Annotated in this window: 20 protein-coding genes; 13 read left to right on the plus strand and 7 right to left on the minus strand. The window is 49.6% G+C overall.

All coding sequences use genetic code 11. The features are described from left to right. The first annotated feature begins 92 nt into the window (after positions 1 to 92). From M2277_RS12530 to M2277_RS12590, 13 genes are all read left to right on the plus strand, one after another. Positions 93 to 965 (plus strand): 3-hydroxyacyl-CoA dehydrogenase family protein, encoded by an 873-nt coding sequence (locus tag M2277_RS12530; RefSeq protein ID WP_006209527.1) that lies wholly within the window; start codon positions 93 to 95, stop codon positions 963 to 965. Then, positions 962 to 2,170 carry an acetate/propionate family kinase gene (locus M2277_RS12535; RefSeq protein WP_280754849.1) on the plus strand — a complete coding sequence of 403 codons (1,209 nt, stop codon included), beginning with the start codon at positions 962 to 964 and terminating at the stop codon, positions 2,168 to 2,170. The genes M2277_RS12530 and M2277_RS12535 overlap by 4 nt, the downstream gene beginning before the upstream one ends. Before the next feature lie 30 nt (positions 2,171 to 2,200). Beyond that, entirely contained in the window at positions 2,201 to 3,496 is a 1,296-nt protein-coding gene (asnS, locus tag M2277_RS12540; protein WP_006209529.1) for an asparagine--tRNA ligase, read from the plus strand. A gap of 18 nt (positions 3,497 to 3,514) precedes the next feature. Next, complete coding sequence (locus M2277_RS12545) at positions 3,515 to 4,261, plus strand: DnaD domain-containing protein (protein ID WP_063479196.1); 747 nt, start codon at positions 3,515 to 3,517, stop codon at positions 4,259 to 4,261. 176 nt (positions 4,262 to 4,437) lie between these two features. Continuing rightward, complete coding sequence (locus M2277_RS12550; protein ID WP_006209531.1) at positions 4,438 to 5,127, plus strand: HAD family hydrolase; 690 nt, start codon at positions 4,438 to 4,440, stop codon at positions 5,125 to 5,127. A gap of 79 nt (positions 5,128 to 5,206) precedes the next feature. After that, positions 5,207 to 5,305 carry a hypothetical protein gene (locus tag M2277_RS12555; RefSeq protein WP_280754850.1) on the plus strand — a complete coding sequence of 33 codons (99 nt, stop codon included), beginning with the start codon at positions 5,207 to 5,209 and terminating at the stop codon, positions 5,303 to 5,305. Between the two features lie 362 nt (positions 5,306 to 5,667). After that, the gene (locus tag M2277_RS12560) at positions 5,668 to 5,937 is read left to right on the plus strand and encodes a CD3324 family protein (RefSeq protein WP_006209534.1); all 270 of its coding nucleotides are present in this window, start codon (positions 5,668 to 5,670) and stop codon (positions 5,935 to 5,937) included. A gap of 146 nt (positions 5,938 to 6,083) precedes the next feature. Continuing rightward, positions 6,084 to 7,094, plus strand: a complete 1,011-nt coding sequence (locus M2277_RS12565) for a phosphotransferase enzyme family protein (protein WP_280754851.1) — start codon at positions 6,084 to 6,086, stop codon at positions 7,092 to 7,094. Positions 7,095 to 7,419: 325 nt separating this feature from the next. After that, the gene (locus M2277_RS12570; protein WP_006209537.1) at positions 7,420 to 8,031 is read left to right on the plus strand and encodes an RNA polymerase sigma factor; all 612 of its coding nucleotides are present in this window, start codon (positions 7,420 to 7,422) and stop codon (positions 8,029 to 8,031) included. After that, positions 8,028 to 8,486 (plus strand): hypothetical protein, encoded by a 459-nt coding sequence (locus tag M2277_RS12575; protein ID WP_076152915.1) that lies wholly within the window; start codon positions 8,028 to 8,030, stop codon positions 8,484 to 8,486. The genes M2277_RS12570 and M2277_RS12575 overlap by 4 nt, the downstream gene beginning before the upstream one ends. Positions 8,487 to 8,510: 24 nt before the next feature. Next, the gene (locus tag M2277_RS12580) at positions 8,511 to 9,611 is read left to right on the plus strand and encodes a DUF6677 family protein (RefSeq protein WP_036636915.1); all 1,101 of its coding nucleotides are present in this window, start codon (positions 8,511 to 8,513) and stop codon (positions 9,609 to 9,611) included. Continuing rightward, a complete protein-coding gene (locus M2277_RS12585) occupies positions 9,592 to 10,293 on the plus strand; it encodes a hypothetical protein (RefSeq protein WP_280754852.1) in 702 nt (233 codons plus the stop codon). The genes M2277_RS12580 and M2277_RS12585 overlap by 20 nt, the downstream gene beginning before the upstream one ends. A gap of 92 nt (positions 10,294 to 10,385) precedes the next feature. After that, positions 10,386 to 10,526 carry a hypothetical protein gene (locus M2277_RS12590; protein ID WP_164481448.1) on the plus strand — a complete coding sequence of 47 codons (141 nt, stop codon included), beginning with the start codon at positions 10,386 to 10,388 and terminating at the stop codon, positions 10,524 to 10,526. A 47-nt stretch (positions 10,527 to 10,573) separates the two neighbouring features. Here the strand turns inward: M2277_RS12590 and M2277_RS12595 are convergent, their stop codons facing one another. The 7 genes from M2277_RS12595 to proB form a co-directional block, all read right to left on the minus strand. Further along, positions 10,574 to 10,867 (minus strand): SdpI family protein, encoded by a 294-nt coding sequence (locus M2277_RS12595; protein ID WP_036636917.1) that lies wholly within the window; start codon positions 10,865 to 10,867, stop codon positions 10,574 to 10,576. A 126-nt stretch (positions 10,868 to 10,993) separates the two neighbouring features. Further along, complete coding sequence (gene mtnB / locus M2277_RS12600; protein WP_148247627.1) at positions 10,994 to 11,650, minus strand: methylthioribulose 1-phosphate dehydratase; 657 nt, start codon at positions 11,648 to 11,650, stop codon at positions 10,994 to 10,996. Further along, positions 11,651 to 12,331 (minus strand): 2-hydroxy-3-keto-5-methylthiopentenyl-1-phosphate phosphatase, encoded by a 681-nt coding sequence (locus tag M2277_RS12605; RefSeq protein ID WP_280754853.1) that lies wholly within the window; start codon positions 12,329 to 12,331, stop codon positions 11,651 to 11,653. It abuts the gene before it with no gap. After that, entirely contained in the window at positions 12,328 to 13,542 is a 1,215-nt protein-coding gene (locus M2277_RS12610) for a 2,3-diketo-5-methylthiopentyl-1-phosphate enolase (protein WP_006209545.1), read from the minus strand. Before M2277_RS12610 ends, M2277_RS12605 begins: the two co-directional genes overlap by 4 nt. Continuing rightward, positions 13,539 to 14,408, minus strand: a complete 870-nt coding sequence (gene proC, locus M2277_RS12615; RefSeq protein WP_006209546.1) for a pyrroline-5-carboxylate reductase — start codon at positions 14,406 to 14,408, stop codon at positions 13,539 to 13,541. Before proC ends, M2277_RS12610 begins: the two co-directional genes overlap by 4 nt. 34 nt (positions 14,409 to 14,442) lie before the next feature. Further along, positions 14,443 to 15,690 carry a glutamate-5-semialdehyde dehydrogenase gene (locus M2277_RS12620; protein WP_280754854.1) on the minus strand — a complete coding sequence of 416 codons (1,248 nt, stop codon included), beginning with the start codon at positions 15,688 to 15,690 and terminating at the stop codon, positions 14,443 to 14,445. Positions 15,691 to 15,732: 42 nt separating this feature from the next. Next, the gene (gene proB / locus M2277_RS12625) at positions 15,733 to 16,836 is read right to left on the minus strand and encodes a glutamate 5-kinase (RefSeq protein ID WP_006209548.1); all 1,104 of its coding nucleotides are present in this window, start codon (positions 16,834 to 16,836) and stop codon (positions 15,733 to 15,735) included. Between the last annotated feature and the right edge of the window lie 216 nt (positions 16,837 to 17,052).

Genomic DNA, 17,052 nt, shown 5'->3' on the forward strand with positions numbered 1-17,052 from the left:
AAGATATTATTATACTTTGTGCTCTAAACTGTATTTTTCGACAAATGGGGTACAATAAAGTATAGAGATAAGGAAAGGGTGGAGTAGAAACCATGTACTTCAAAAAAATCGGCGTTGTAGGCGGCGGGACCATGGGACAGGGCATTGCGGAGATGCTGGCTGCAAAGGGTCTTGACGTACTGCTCGTAGAGAAAACTCCAGAGAAACTGGACTATTCATACCGAATGATTGAGACCAGTCTAGATAAACAGCTGGAGAAGTGGGGAATTACCCAAGCAGAGAAGAAACTGATACTGAACCGGATTCAAAAAGTAACTCATTTTGCCGAGCTTAGCACCTGCGATATGGTGATTGAGACCATTATAGAGGACTTGGAAGCGAAAAAAGAAGTGTTTACACAGCTGGATCAAGTATGTCCCAGCCATGTGATATTAGCAAGTAATACATCCACGCTTAGTTTGACGGAGCTCGCCAGCTCTACCAAATATCCTGAGCGTGTTATTGGCATGCACTTCATACATCCTGTTTCCAAGGTAGATCTGGTTGAAATTATCCGCGGTCTGAAAACTTCCGATCATACGTTCACGGAAACGAAACGCTTTGTCGAGGAAGTTTCCGATAAAAAAGGCATCATGGTTTATGAATCCCCAGGCTTCGTTACAACACGCATGATCACGCTCCTCATCAATGAAGCGATGCATCTGCTTCAAGAAGGCGTGGCTTCGGCAGAAGATATCGACGATGCGATGAGAATCGGTTATAACTTCCAGCACGGGCCGCTGGAGATGGCAGACCGCTTTGGTCTCGATTCCATTCTTGCGGCGCTGGAGCGGATGTTCCGCGAGTATGGCGAACTGAAATACCGTCCATCGATTGTCTTGAAGAAAATGGTTCGCGCAGGACAACTGGGCGTCAAAACCGGAGAAGGCTTTTTCAAGTACGACAAGGATGGTGACCGGGTATGAATATTCTCGTAATTAACGCAGGCAGCTCTTCACTGAAGTATCAATTGTACAACATGACAGATGAATCCGTACTGGCCAAAGGGCTGGTTGAGCGGATCGGTATGGATTCCTCCATATTGACCCATAAGCCGACCGGAAAACAGGACGTAACCGAGGTTAGCGAAATTCTGGAGCATACAACGGCCATCCGCAAGGTGCTTGGCATGCTGACGAATGAAGAACATGGTGTTATTGACTCCATCGAGAACATTCAGGCTGTCGGTCACCGCGTGGTCCATGGCGGTGAATCTTTCAAAGCGTCCGCGCTTGTAGATAGCGATGCAAAAGCCGAGATTCGCCGTTTGTTTGACTTGGCTCCGCTTCATAATCCGGCGTCCATGATGGGAATTAAGGCTGCAGAAACGAATATGCCGGGCGTGCCGCAGGTGGTTGTATTTGATACGGCATTCCACCAAACCATGCCGGAAAAATCGTATCTATACGCTATTCCGAGAGTTCTTTATAATAAATACAAAGTACGTCGTTACGGTGCGCACGGAACATCCCATGCTTATGTCAGCCAGGCAGCAGCAGAGTTCCTGGACCGCCCGCTCGAGGATTTGAAGATCATTACCTGTCATATCGGCAACGGCGCTTCCCTGACAGCTGTTAAAGGTGGGAAATCTATCGATACCTCCATGGGCATGACCCCGCTGGAAGGTCTGATGATGGGTACCCGCAGCGGTGATTTGGACCCTGCAATCGTTCCGTTTGTCATGAACAAGGAAGAATTGACGGTCAATGAAGTAAACTCGATGTTGAACAAGCACAGCGGACTGCTGGCGATTTCCGGAATCAGCAGCGATATGCGCGAGATCACGGAAGGCATGGAGAAGGGCGATCCGAATTCGACATTGGCTTTTGATATGTATGAATATCGTGTTCGTAAATACATCGGTTCATATGCTGCGGCAATGAACGGTGTGGACGTTATCGTGTTTACCGCGGGGGTTGGCGAGAATTCGATCGTTCTTCGTCAAAGAGTGCTTGAGCAGCTTACCTATCTCGGAGTAGAATTGGATGAGGAGCTGAACAGCATTCGTTCCGGCGAGCCGCGTCGTATTTCAACGGCGAATTCCAAGGTAGAGGTTCTCGTAGTTCCTACCAACGAGGAATTGGTTATTGCTCGGGATACGCATCGTATCGTACAAGCTTCTAACCGTTAAATAGTAGTGATATAAGGGAGAGATTTAAGCATGGCCACCAAAAGTGTGATTCGTAACGTCAACCAGCATGTCGGTGAGACCGTCACGATCGGCGCCTGGATTAACAACAAGCGTTCCAGCGGGAAGATTCAGTTCCTGCAGCTTCGCGATGGATCGGGATATATCCAGGGTGTTGTTGTGAAGAGCGAAGTATCCGAGCAGGTATGGGATGACGCGAAAAGCCTGACACAAGAGAGCTCTTTGTATGTGACGGGTGTGATACGTGAAGAGCCGCGCAGTCAGTCGGGTTACGAGATGACGGTTACTGGCATTGAAATTATTCATCTTACGGAAAACTATCCGATTACCCCTAAAGAGCATGGTGTCGATTATTTGATGGACCATCGTCATCTGTGGCTTCGCACACAGAAACAACGGGCAATTATGGTGATCCGCGCCGAAATCATCCGTGCGGTTCAAGCATATTTTGACACGAACGGATTTACCCTTGTGGATCCTCCGATTTTGACACCAACTTCGGCGGAGGGGACAACAAACCTGTTCCATACGAAGTATTTTGAAGAGGATGCTTATTTGACGCAAAGCGGACAGCTGTACATGGAGGCCGCTGCTATGGCACTCGGTAAGGTATACTCCTTCGGTCCTACGTTCCGTGCCGAGAAATCCAAAACCCGTCGTCACCTGATCGAGTTCTGGATGATTGAGCCTGAGATGGCCTTCACAGACCATGAGGAGAGCCTTCAGGTACAAGAGCAGTTCATTAGTTATGTGGTGCAATCCGTAGTCAAGAACTGCCGTCAGGAGCTTGAGGCGATCGGTCGCGACATTTCCAAGCTTGAGGCGATACAGGCACCATTCCCTCGAATTACGTACGACGAGGCAATTGAATTCCTGCATACGCAAGGTTTCGATATTCCTTGGGGTGAGGACTTCGGAGCACCACACGAAACGGCTATCGCGGAGAAATATGATAAGCCGGTCTTTATAACACACTATCCGGCAGGGATCAAAGCATTCTACATGAAGCCGGATCCGAATCGTCCTGAAGTGGTGCTGTGTGCGGATATGATCGCACCGGAAGGCTATGGCGAGATTATCGGCGGCTCGCAGCGGATAGACGATCCGCAGCTGCTTGAAGAGCGCTTCAAAGAGCATGAGCTGTCGATGGAAACGTATCAATGGTACATGGATCTGCGTAAATACGGTACAGTCCCTCATTCCGGTTTTGGCTTAGGTCTGGAGCGTACCGTTGCCTGGATTTGCGGTTTGGATCATGTACGTGAGACTATTCCGTTCCCACGGACCTTGTACCGGTTGTACCCGTAAGCTGTGAGAGGTGAGTCTATGGACCACGGCAACGCTGACACAGGCGTGAAAGGGTGGACAGCGGGCGCAGCTGCCGGCATGAGCCAAGGGATGACCCTTATCCCTTACGCGTTGCTTCGGTATTATCGTTCCATCGGTTTAAGCGACCGTGAAGCAATGCTGCTCATACATCTGATCGGATATCAGCAGGTGGAGTTCAAGACGTTTCCTTCGCTGGAGGAGCTTTCGGACGTAACGGGAGCTCCGGCTTCTTTCATCGCCACAAGCCTGCAGCGCTTGATGAAGGAAGGGCTGCTCGGCATTGATGAGTATGTGGACGAGACACAGGGGATTCATTATGAGCGCTACAATCTGAATGGATTGTATGAGAGGCTCGCTTCTTGCCTGGCTGAAGAGGGCAAGGAGATGAGCGCTGATGGAACCACGTTTGCGTCCCCGCTATTAAATGCCCGTCCGGTTTCCGGCAAAGGAACGGACTCGGAGAAGTCAACGCCTGAGAAGGAAGAACGAAATTTGTTCTCGATATTCGAAAAAGAGTTCGGCCGTCCCTTATCGCCCATGGAGCTGGAGACCATCTCCGGTTGGGTCGATGCGGACCGATATCCGGACGAGTTGATATTGTTAGCTCTGAAGGAAGCGGTATTTGCGGGCAAGCTTCATTTCCGCTATATCGACCGTATCTTGCTCGAATGGAGCCGCAATCGTGTACGCACCGCGCAGGATGCCAAAGCTTATACGCAGAAATTCAGGAATATCGGAAGATAGATGAAGCACGTCCATATGGACGTGCTTTTTTTGTTATCCGCTATTTGATTGGATTGATGGCTGTTTTTTTATATAGTTGAAAATGGGATGTGCAGACAGGAGCTATCAGAAGCAGGAGAATATTCCTGCATCAGCGAATTCATCTATTTACTGCAACCGGATGTGAGGAGAGAGACATGAAATATAAAGCCATTATTTTTGATCTGGATAACACGCTGCTGGATTACAATCAGAGCGAGCAGACGTGTATGCAGCAAGCGCTTGAACATTACCGACTGCATGAGGATCTGACTTGGGATGAGTTCTGGAGTGTCTTTGGTCCGATTAACTTCCAATACTGGATGAACCGCACCCGGAATAATCACGACATCAGACAGGTGCTGGAGCATTCGTTCACGGACACCTTTCTGGGTTTGAAGCGGGATTTCAATCAGTTCAGGGAGATCTCGGAAACATACTGGGGATTCTTTTGCGGTTCTGATCATAAGGAGCCTAACGCCGATTTGATTCTGGAGCATCTGCATGGAAAATTTGCGCTTGGAGTGATTTCCAATGGCATAGGTGAAGCACAGCGCCAGCGTCTTACGACAGGGGGCTTGTTTCATTATTTTGACTCCTTTATCATCTCGGACGAGGTGAAGTGCTGGAAGCCGGATCCGTTGATTTTTGAGATGGCCTTGAGGGAATTGGCGTTAAGTCCGAGTGAGGTATTGTACATAGGGGATTCACTCACGGATGATTATGAAGGAGCTGCGCGTGCCGGCATTGATTTTTGCTATTATAATCGTCGAGGCAAGGTTTTGCATGATCATCATCGTCCTACTTATATCATCAGTGATCTTCTGCAGATCAAGGATTTGACTTGAGTTTGACGGAACCCGATCCAACAGAACCGAGGTTATCCAGTACGTTCTGGATAGATGCCATATCCAAACCTCGGATGCCGTGATGATTGGAGACCGGAAGCATGATCTGATTGGTGCCTTAACTGCGGGGTACACAGTATGGCTGTTGGTTATGGATATGGATCAGAGGACAAGCTGACGGCATGCCAGCCAACCCATTATGTCAAAACGGTGAAAGAGCTGATGCAATCTTTTACACGTATAGTGGTTTGAAGAAGGGCGGAAACCGGGAACATGAACAACTTCATTTCGATTTCGGCGTATGATCGGTTATAATGGTCATAACCAGTCGGAATGTCATTATTTTGAAGGGAGGGGCATGATTATGAAGGGAAGATTGCAGATGAGCTCTATGCAAAGTCTATTTGATGAACAACGGCGGTTGTTTGCATGGAGCGATAAGAAAGTTGCCGCCTGATTACCTCGTGTAGAGAGGCCGTTTATCTAATGGACTTTGCATCCTTAAAACCTTTATTTTAATTTTAAGGAGCAGAGCTTACCATGAAATATATAAACGCGGATATTATACTTCCAGAAGAATTGCTAAAGGAAGTTCAGAAATATGTACAGGGCGGGATGGTGTACATCCCGAAACCTGAAGGATTGCGCAAGAAATGGGGAGAAAATTCCGGCAGCCGGGTATATCTGAAAACGAGAAACCTGGAAATCCGGCAAAAGTTTGCTTCGGGTACCACGATCGATGAGCTTTCTTCTCAATTTTGTCTATCCTGCGATTCGATCAAAAAAATCGTATATACCAAAAACAAGTAATGACAAGTCACATTGGACTCGATTCTGATGTGGCTTTTTGCTATGCCAATAAAAATCTTTTCAATCCATTTGTTATATAGGCTAGGCAGGACTGCGCCAGTATAATAAGTCAGGAACGTTGTAACGAATTAAGGAGAGGTGAGACCATGGATGATTTTTTTCAATTTGAAAACGAAGAACAGCGGGGTAGACTGCTTGCAAGAGCTGAGAAGGTTGCCATGTCTGCACTTCAGTCCTATAACTTGCAATGGGTTGGCATTAAATTTATCGGCCTATCGGATACCATTACATATCAAATCCGGACTAACTTGGAAGAAACATATTTGTTGCGGATTCATTCAGACCGATGGAGCAGGAATGAAATCGAATCGGAACTTCAATTTCTGGATGTCCTTATTGCAACAGGAATCACAGTACCGACAGGTGTAGTCGCTTCCAATGGGTTAAGAGTGATGAAGATCGACACGGACCGAGGATTCCGATCTCCCTATGTCACTATCATGAGGTGGATGGATGGCGAGCATGTCATCGATAAACTTACAGAGGTTCAAGCTTTTCAGGTTGGGGCTATGATTGCGGGACTACACGAAGCAGCCATCGGTTTTGATTGGCCTTCTGCTTTTACTAGGCCCACATGGGGGATAGACAGCTATAGAACAGCTGTTGCCAAGCTGGAGCGATACGCAGAAACCTTTATGTCAGAAGTTTCTTGGGCACTGTATCAGCGTGCCGCTGAGAAGGTTTTATCAGAGCTTAACGCTATGACCGCTCATGATGGAAGTTATGGTCTCATTCATGCCGATTTACATTTGGGGAATATCGTGTTTGCAGGACAGTGTCCACAACCGATTGATTTTGGCAGATGTGGCTTCGGTTATTTTCTTTATGATCTGGCGGCGGTTATGCTGTCACTAGTTCCGAAGCAGCGATATAAGGTGATTGAAGGTTATAAGAGCGTGCGGAAGCTGGAGTCAGATTTCATTCGGACTTTGGAATGTTTTTTCATTATGATTATGATGGAGAATTATAGCCATCACGCCTCCAATCCAAGGGAGACGGATGGCTTGAAGGGTGAGCAGATCTATGCTTTAGCCTATATTCATGCTTTTTTGAACGGGAGTTCATTTTTGCTGAATGTGGTTCAGCCGGTGGACTAATCAATCAATGTCCAGTTGATCCCATCATGATAGAGGCGTATGATAAAATCATAGCGTGGCCTTTATGATGGGTGGCGTGTTTACCCGTTCACAGGGAATGATCCCCGTAACGGTCATGCACGTTGTTATGAACGTTTTATTTTGTGCTTAGCGGCATGATCCTGTAACTTGAAGTTGTACATTCTGGTTGCGGTCTATATCATCAATTCTAAAAAAGGGCGTCGATGGGCGTTCTTTTTTGTTTGGAGAATTTGGGAAGACTAAGCGGACCAGCTTTAGCCATTTGGACTTCGTTTTTTGATGATATAAATATTTTTTTGAAAAAGTGCAGGGGCAGCCGCCAAAGCTGACGTCTATTGTATTTGGGAAGGAGGGGAGAGCTATTGATGCGGAAACGTTAATCACGCGCATCCTGCAGGGTGAGCAAGAAGCCTTTCGGGAACTGGTGAACCATTACAGTCAGCACGTGTTCCATACGGCGTACTCGGTTTTGCGGGATGCCAAGGAAGCGGAGGATGCGTCGCAGGAAGTGTTTATTCAAGTATATAAAGCTCTCCCCCAGTACCGATCTGAAGGGTTTAAAACCTGGATTACGCGCATCACGCTAAATAAAGCGATTGATATGAAGAGGAAGCTTTCCCGTAAACCACCGGAGCAGCTGCCCGGTGAACATGATGAAGTGCTGGATAAACTCCCTTCCCGGGACGAAGATGTGGTCTCTCTGCTCATACATAAGGAGCGAAGAGAAGAGCTTCGAGAGAAGATCGAACAACTGCCGGACAATCACCGAGAAATTATAACGGCCTTTTATTTGGATGAGAAAAATTATGAACAGATTGCGACCGAGCTGAACGTTACGGTGAAGACCGTGGAGTCGAAGCTGTACCGGGCCAGACAATGGATTCGGAAATCCTGGAAGGAGGAGGAATGGAAATGAACGTTAAGGACAACGGGCTTAAACAGCTGACTGAACGCTATATTCGAGGGGAAGGTTCACTTGAAGAACGAACGTATTATGAAGAGCTCATGTTAACGGATGACAGTGTGCTGGAGTTATATATGCAATTGCTGGCAGAGCTTGATTCGGAACTCCCCAATCTGGCAGATCCTGAAGGGTTTGCGGATCAGGTGGTAGATCATGAGCACGTTAAGCCATACATTCGCAAAGAACCGTCGCAGATTCAGGAACGTCCCAAGCGCTGGTACGAACGCGCCATCGTTCACTATACCTTCGCCGCGTCCATTACCATGCTGTTCCTCTTTACCGGAGCATTCGACCGTCTTCTTCCCGGCGAGATCAGTGGTGAAGTTCCCTTATCGAACACTCCTTCTTACAGCGAGCAATTGATGAATAAAACAACGGGCTGGCTGGACCAGCTATTGTCCAGATAAGAAAATACGAAAGGAAGATGCCTAGTGCAGCCGCAACGAAATAAAGGGTTCGCCTTCATATTAAATATCCTTCCGGGCCTCGGTCACTATTATTGGGGGAGGAAGGGACGCGCCCTGCTGTATCCACTATTATTCTTCGGAAGTTTGTTTGGAGGATTTCTGCTCGGCATCATGTCGCACTCCGATTCGGTATTGATCCTGGGGATTCTCGGGGCGTTAATGATCTGGGGGATCAGCATGCTTGATCTGCTGGTCGCCTTAATCAGGTACACACCCGTCACGATTATCCATGACGAGTACGGCAGACCCATGGAAATTCGTCAGGATAAGAGCGACGAGTCGGAACGCTTCTACACGATTTTATTATCCTTCATTCCGGGCCTGGGACATTTTCAACTGGGCTTGATGCAGCGCGGACTGTCGTTTTTAATCGCATTTTTCGGTCTTGGGACGATCCTCCTGTTTCTGACAGGACTGACCCATGAATCCGTATTCCTGCTGTTTTTGGGGATGCTGCCCATTATATGGCTCTACTGCATGTTTGATGTTGTACAGCTCGTTCACCGCAAACAGGCCGGGGAGCTGCTGGAGGACCGTACGCTATTTGACGAACTGGAGAGCGGCCGGGAGAGCGGGCGCCGCAGCAAGGTGTTTGCCACCCTGTTATCCGCGCTCCCTGGAGCCGGGCAAATGTATCTGGGTCTGCAAAAACGCGGGCTTCAGCTCATGGTTCTGTTTCTGGGCAGCATTTATGTATTGGATGTGCTGAAGCTGTCCGTGTTCCTGTTTCTGATTCCGCTGATTTGGTTCTATGCGTTCTTTGACGGCCTGCAGCAAGTAAGCCGGTATGGCAGGGAACCGCTGCGGGATCGGCCGATCATCTCGGGGCTTGGACATCAACAGCGCTGGCTCGGGCTTGGACTGCTGATTCTGGGGATTTATTTTGTGTTTAACAGCTTTGTTATGCCGTATCTTGCGACGTATGTGGATTCCCGCTTCCGCGACTTGATGAAGACGGTAATCGTAGCGGTTCTCCTGATAGGGGGCGGAATCAAGCTGATGACAGGTTCGAAAAAAGGACCTGTGAGAGGAGAGCGTTCCTATTATGAATCCGACAACGAATAATATATCTATTCACGATTTGGCTGCCCCTCCATCGAAGTTTGCCCGGCAGTGGAGAGTCGGTACACTCTCCATGGGACTTTCCCTGCTTATACTCGGCTTGCTTGTCTTGTCATCAGCCTGGAAGGGTGTAGAGGTGTACAGTTCCGCTGTTAGATGGTGGCCCATCGTATTTGTCCTGTTAGGCACGGAAATCGTCGTGTATACGTTAATCTTTCGTAAGCAGGATACGGTTAGATACGATATGTTCAGCATTCTCCTTATTGGTTTTCTAACCTTCTGCTGCATTGGTATGGCAGCTTTAAGTGCAACTGGGTTGATGGAGCAGATTCGGCGTGAAACGATGGCTATACAGCAAACGATTCCGATACCGGACCAGAAGGTGGCCATACCGGACGAAGTTAAGAAAGTCATTGTTCAGGGCAGTTACAATCACAACATCAGGCAGGATGTTTCCAGTGCGGATGAGATGCTCATCTTTGGCAGTCTGCGGACGGAAGATTCTGAAATTTGGAGCCAAGCCGGGCTGCCTGCACTCATTCAAATCAAACAATCGGGTAATATTCTGTATGTTCAGCTGAACGATCCACCCCGTTATGCATTCAGGGGATCGTCTTCGTGGTTCGATGTGACGGTGTCCGTGCCGGCTTCGGTCAAAGTGGTCGTGAGGGACCGAAGCAGCTAGGGCAAAGCACATTACATAGACGGTGCATACAAGTCAATATGATGCTGGATAGCAGATCTAATATAATTGAAAAAGGCGTGGAGGGAGATATCGTGGCTAAGAATTTGTATTATCTGTTGTATATTGCTTTGTTTGTTGTAACCTGTTTGTTTATCGCGAATACGTATTCAACGCCTGAGCAGGTACCTATACCTGCCCTCTCTTTAACGGAGCATGATCAGAATCGGCTATAATCCATATAAGGACATAAAGTAAAACATCTAAAACGATCTGGATCGTTTTAGATGTTTTTTAGTTTTCGTTCAACCAGAATATAGATCAAGATAAAGACGATGAAAGTTGCGATACCGGTGGTTAAGAAATGGCCTGTAAGCCTGGCGATCAGCAGAAGGATGACACCGAACACCATCAGCAGCAGGCTGACGTAGGCATTGGCTGCTTTGAAGTTCCGTTCATTTTTAAGCGATGATGTGGTTTTATAAGCGTAAAAACTCTTGGAACTTTTAGGTGGAAGAAGAAAGAGGACCAACCCGTACAGAATAAACACAATGCCAATGGATAAGCTTTCAAGCACCTCTACACGCTCCTCGGAAAAAATAACGCCGGATGCACCCTGCAAACAGGTCGAGACAGGGTGCAAGCCACATGTCAAAGCGGCTGATCCGGCTTGTTGAAGTTCTAATGGTGTTACTTGGTTGATTTATTTAGTACTGGCAGCATTGAGAAGAAGACGCCGATACGAGTATTCGAATATAAACTCGAACGCCTCCAGGTGTTTTTTCGCCTCGAAGGCATTTTTTCCCCAAGCATAAATGCCGTGGTTGCGCAGCAAAATGCCGGGTACCGCAGGGTCAAGCGCATCTGGAACCAATTCGGCAATCCGCGGGATGTCGGCATAGTTCGGAAGGACAGGAATGCGAATCGCTGCATCTTCATCCCAGATGTTAAAGGCTTTGATCAGCTCGATTCCTTGAGCAGGTACATAACCTTGTTCACCATACCAGTCACTGATTAGATTGTTATCGATGGTGTGCACATGGAAAATGGCACCGCAGCCGGTCTTGCGATAAATCTCGCAGTGGATCAAGGTCTCCGCGCTAGGTTTTAAACCCGTTGCCTCACTTGGCGCACCGTCCTGATCCACGAATAAATAATCCTCTGGCGTATGTACGGACTTGTCCTTTCCGCTGGCGGTTACTGCAAAATAAAATTGTTCTGGCGAAAACTCGCCAACGCGTACCGAAAGATTACCGCTGGTGCCGGGGAACCAGCTTCTTGCAGCAAACAGCGCCTTGATTTCTTTAAGATCATGCAGCGCCGCCTGTTTCTGTTCAAGCGGGATATCTGAAAATGCCATTTACAGCGCCTCCTGTTTAAACTTGTTTCTCATGTCATCCTGGATATCGGTAAATGTCTCAAACGGCACATGATGCACACCCAGCTTCCTGCACTGCTCGGTGAGCGTGGAACGGGAATAGACAAGATCGGCCTGCTTCGCGCCTTCGAAATCGGTAAGGCTGTCACCGATCAGGATCCGGTAATACTGATCAGCAGGGAATCGTTCCATTACGGTTACCTTGCACATGCCGCAGTCGTAGCGGCATAATCCCTTGCAAGGATGGGGCCAGGTAATTTCAATGCGATCCCCTTCGAAATTCGAACCGTTGCAGAATATATGGTCGGCAGGGATGCCAAAAGGCTTCAGCAGCGGATCCACAAAGAAATCGATCCCCCCGCTGGTAACAAAAAACTCGATTTGTTCGGCTTCCAAATAGTCAAGGAATGCTCCGAATCCTTCGCGAATGCCTGCATGCTGAAGGACGAAATCCGTGATTTCGTCTCTCATGGAGGAAGGGAAGAGGGCGAACATGCGGCCCACGCCTTCCCGAATGGAGATGGAACGGTCAAGTGTATCCTGCATGACAGCTTCATAACCTTCCGGCTTGAAATGCTTCATAATGGCTACAATGTTGTCGTTATTTGTAATGGTTCCGTCAAAGTCGCAAAAAATAATCGGCTGTTTCTCTCCTGATGTCATACTTCTCCTCCCCAGATGTCCAGTGCGGCTTTCAGTTCCTCGTGTTCTTCGGCATAGTGGGCGAGCGGCACGGATTTCATCGTTGCCTCAATGGCTTGTACAAAGGCTTTGCCGCCCGCTTCGGTTCCCATCGGATGGCCGTGGATCCCGCCGCCAGCGTTGACAACCACATCGGTGCCGAAGTCCCGGATGATGCGCGGAACAAGTCCCGGATGAATTCCGGCAGACGGTACGGGCATGCTGCGCTTCACACGGAGTTTGGCACTATGCAGTTCGTCGCGGATGGCCAGATTCTCTTCTCTTGGCATCGTTACGGATCCGTAAGGAGAAGGGAAGAGCACCAGATCTGCTCCCGCTATCCGCATCAGCTGACCCAGCAGTACCGGAGCCGCTATCCCGTAGTAAGGAGACGGGTAAATCGCACCGGCAAGGGCAGGATGCGCCGCGATGGGGACCGTGATATCCGGATCGCTGCTTAGCTCGTGCAGAACATCATATCCGTACGACAGCACATTGAAGAGCAGGGCATTTGCGCCGGCATCGATGGCGCGTAGTGCTTGCTCCCGCAGCTTCGAGGTTCGGCCTGTCAAATTGGCTGCGTACAGCAGTTTTTTACCTGTCTGCTGTTCGATATCAGCAGCGGCCTGAATGCACATGCGTACGCGTTGTTCGATCGGGGTCAGATCGTTCTCAAACAGGATTTCATCATCCTTGATCAGATCTACGCCCCCGAGTGCCTGACGGATGAATTGGGCTCTAAGCTCGTCCGCATTCAGTCCGATAACCGACTTGAAAATGCTCATCAGCAGCGGACGGTCGTGAACACCGAGAATATCGCGAATTCCGTCGATGCCGAACTTCGGTCCCGGAAATGCGCTAAGAAAGTCGGGAGACAAGTCCAGAGCGGTCAGCTTGATGCGCCCGTCCATGGAAATTTTGCCAAAGACGGTCACAAGCAGGGCGGGAATATCGCGGCTAAAATTAATATCGGGATACGCAATGCTGACATCCGCATAGCGGCTGCCTGGCTCCCAGCCCTCGTTAACCTGAATATCGACGACTTCTCCCAGATGCTTCTGCATCGCTTCGCGCTTGGCCTGCGGCAGTTCGGTCCAGCTGCCAACCGTCATGCCAACGGCAATGGAAGTCGCTTTTTTACGAAAATCCGCCTGATCGTCGTAGATACGGTAAGTTGCGATGCATTGGCTCATGAGATTTGCTCCTTCAGCATGGCGCCCATTTCTTTGGAACGCTCGGCGCAGCGGTTTACAGCGGCAATGACGGTTTCAAAAAAGTCTCCTTGATCGAGTGTTTCCAAGGCGGCTTGCGTGGAACCGTTCGGTGACGTAATCTTCGCACGAAGCGATGACGGCTGCTCTCCGGTCTGTTGGACCATCCGGGCGGCGCCCAGGATCGTTTGCAGCGTCAATTCACGGCTTTGCTCCGGTGACAGGCCGCCTCGAATGCCGGCTGCCGTCATGGCTTCCATCATGTAATAGAAATAAGCCGGACCACTGCCGGAAATACCGGTCAGGATATCCATCTTCTCTTCTTCAATAACGGTCACATTACCGACGGCCTCGAACAGGGTAAGCACGAGCTGTCGTTGTTCCTCGCTGATTTCCTTCGAGAACGCAATTCCCGTGGAACCGAGTCCGATGGAGGCGGATGTATTCGGCATCGTTCTTGCAATGGGCTGTTGGTTTCCAAGCAATGTTTGCGTGGTGTAGATGGACAGCCCGGCAATCACGGAGATGATCAATTGATCACTGGAGAGCTTCGGACCAAGCTCTTTCAGCGCTTTAGCTGCATCCTTCGGTTTCATAGCCAGCACGATTACCGGGGACGTCTTGAGAATTTCGATTTTGGCGGCATCGTCATTGTTGATCTGGACACCGTAACGCTCGCTCAGTTCCTGAAGACGATGAGCGTTGCTTCGATTCAACATCGTAATATTCTCGGGAAGCACGACGGAACGGCTCACCAAGCCTCGTACAATCGCTTCTGCCATCGAGCCTGCGCCGTAAAAGGTAATTGCTTTATCTATTAAAGGGCGGTTCTGTGGGGATTGGCACATCGTTGTTTCCTCCTTCATGGATAAATTGAATGATTTATTCGCGTATTTGACCACTACCGATAATAACATATTTGGAGGAAGTAAGCGCGGGCAGTCCCATAGGTCCACGGGCATGCAGCTTTTGGGTGCTGATGCCGATCTCGGCGCCAAAGCCAAATTCAAAGCCATCGGTGAAGCGGGTCGATGCGTTATGATAAACAGCCGCTGCGTCGATTTCCTGCAAGAAACGACTGGCATGATCTTCATTCTCCGTAACGATGCATTCTGAATGCTTCGTACCATAATTTGAGATGTGCTCGATGGCCTCGTCCAGATGGTCCACAATTTTGATGTTCAAAATATAGTCGTTATACTCCGTTGCATAGTCCTCGGACGAAGCCAAGGCTGCCCAAGGCGCAAAGGCTTGTGTACGCTGGCAACCACGCAGTTCGACATTCCGTTTCCGGAACTCCTCCGCAAGGGCGGTCAGGTGCAGCTTGGCGTAATCAGCATGGACAAGCAAGGTTTCCATGGAGTTGCAGACCGAAGGACGCTGCACCTTGGCATTGATACTAATCGCAGCAGCCATGTCCGGCTGTGCTGTGGCATCCAGGTAGGTATGGCAGATTCCGGCGCCGGTTTCGATGACCGGCACCGTGGCGTTCATGACAACGTTCTGGATCAGGGAGCTGCCGCCGCGCGGGATAATGACATCCAGCAGTCCGTTCAGCTTCAGCATTTCATCCACGGAGGAGCGGTTCGGATCTTCGATAAGCTGAAGAGCTTCCTTAGGCAGTGCCGTGCGCTCCATGGCTTCATGAAGCACCTCGATCATTTTGCGGTTGGAGGAAAGCGCAGACGAGCCGCCGCGCAGCACGACTGCATTGCCTGTCTTCAAGCATAGCCCGGCTGCATCCACCGTCACGTTCGGACGTGCTTCATATATAATGCCAATGACTCCGATCGGAACACGTTTCTTCACGATACTCAGCCCGTTCGGGCGGTCAATGCTTTCCAAGGTATCGCCGATCGGGTCCGGCAGCTCGACGATCTGGCGCAATCCTTCGGCAATCCCCTCAATGCGGGATTCATTCAGAGCCAAGCGGTCCAGCAGGGAGGCAGAGGTGCCGAGCTCCTTGCCGCGGCGAAGATCCTCCGCATTTGCTTCGATAATATCGGCCGTCTGCCGGATCAAAGCGTCTGCCATGATAAGCAGAGCTTGGTTTTTCTCCTCCGTGTTCAGCCTGCCGATACGGAGCGCGGCATTTTTGGCTAACTGGGCCTTGTTTCGTACCTCACTCATGATGATTCCTCCTTATTGACATATATAGTGATGGTGAGCTGACTATTTTAGCGTGATCCATTCGTCGCGGTGAATGACCTCCAGGCGATGGACTTCGCCGATGATTCCGATCACTTGACTGCTCGGTAAACCGAGCACGGCCTGGAGCTGGTCCTCATCATAATTCACGATTCCCCTGCCGAGCCTCTCGTTGCCAATGTTCACAACCTCCACAACATCCCCGGCATGGAAACTGCCCTCGATCCGTTTCACGCCAACCGGTAGAAGGCTGTTGCCCCCGTGAATCAACGCTTTCTCCGCACCCGGATCGACTACGATCCGGCCTAGCGGCGAGGACATAAAGCCGAGCCACTGTTTTTTCATGGGAAGAGATGAGAGATGTGTGGCAAAATAGGTTCCCTTGCCTGTATGCTCCAATGCCTTCAGCAGATCGCCGGTTTCGTTGGCTTTGCCGATGAAGACGGGAACGCCGCCGCGGGTTGCGATTTTGGCCGCATCGATTTTGGAACGCATGCCGCCTGTGCCTACGCTGGAGCCCGCTCCACCAGCCATGCTGTAAATCTCCTCGGTAATTTCATGAATTTCCTCGTATTTGGTTGCATCCGGCGATTTACGGGGATCCGCCGTGTATAATCCGTCCGTGTCGGTCAGAATGATAAGCTGCTGCGCCCGGACAAGATTGGCTACAAGTGCGGATAACGTATCGTTATCACCAAACTTCAGCTCGTCAATCGACACGGTGTCGTTCTCGTTGATGATCGGAATGACTCCCTGCTTCAAAAGCTCGGTGATGGTCATGTTGGCATTATTCATGCGTTTGCGGTTCGCGAAGTCCGTTCTGGTCAACAGAATTTGCGCAGCTTTCAGCTGATGATCGGCCAGCGCATTCTGATAAGCCCGCATCAGCAGTGCCTGACCCAGAGCGGCTGCCGCTTGCTTCTCGTGCAATTGCCGCGGCCTCGTTTCATAACCGATATCCCGGAACCCGGCGGCTACGGCTCCAGATGTGACAAGCAGAACTTCATGACCGGCACTTCGCAGCGCGGAGAGTTCGCCTGCAAAAAAAGCAATGGAGTCCAGGTTCAATCCACCTTCATCTGTTGTAAGGGAACTGCTTCCGATTTTTACGACGATGCGAGAGAGCATCGTGATCACTTCCTTGTATTTATGATAGTGGCTGCAGCTGCTTGAATCCAAAAATGGATAATAAAAAAACTTCCGTCCTGTATGAAAAAGGACGAAAGTTTAACTTCCGCGGTACCACCTTTGTTGATGAGCGCAGCTCATCCGGCTTTAGCCCTGTAACAGAAGGCACTGTCCTGGCAAGCCAGGCCGCTCGGGGGTAGGATTCGGGAAGGAGGT

Origin of the sequence: Paenibacillus sp. LBL (assembly GCF_029893715.1) — a bacterium.
Classification (GTDB): Bacteria; Bacillota; Bacilli; order Paenibacillales; family Paenibacillaceae; genus Paenibacillus_AQ; species Paenibacillus_AQ glucanolyticus.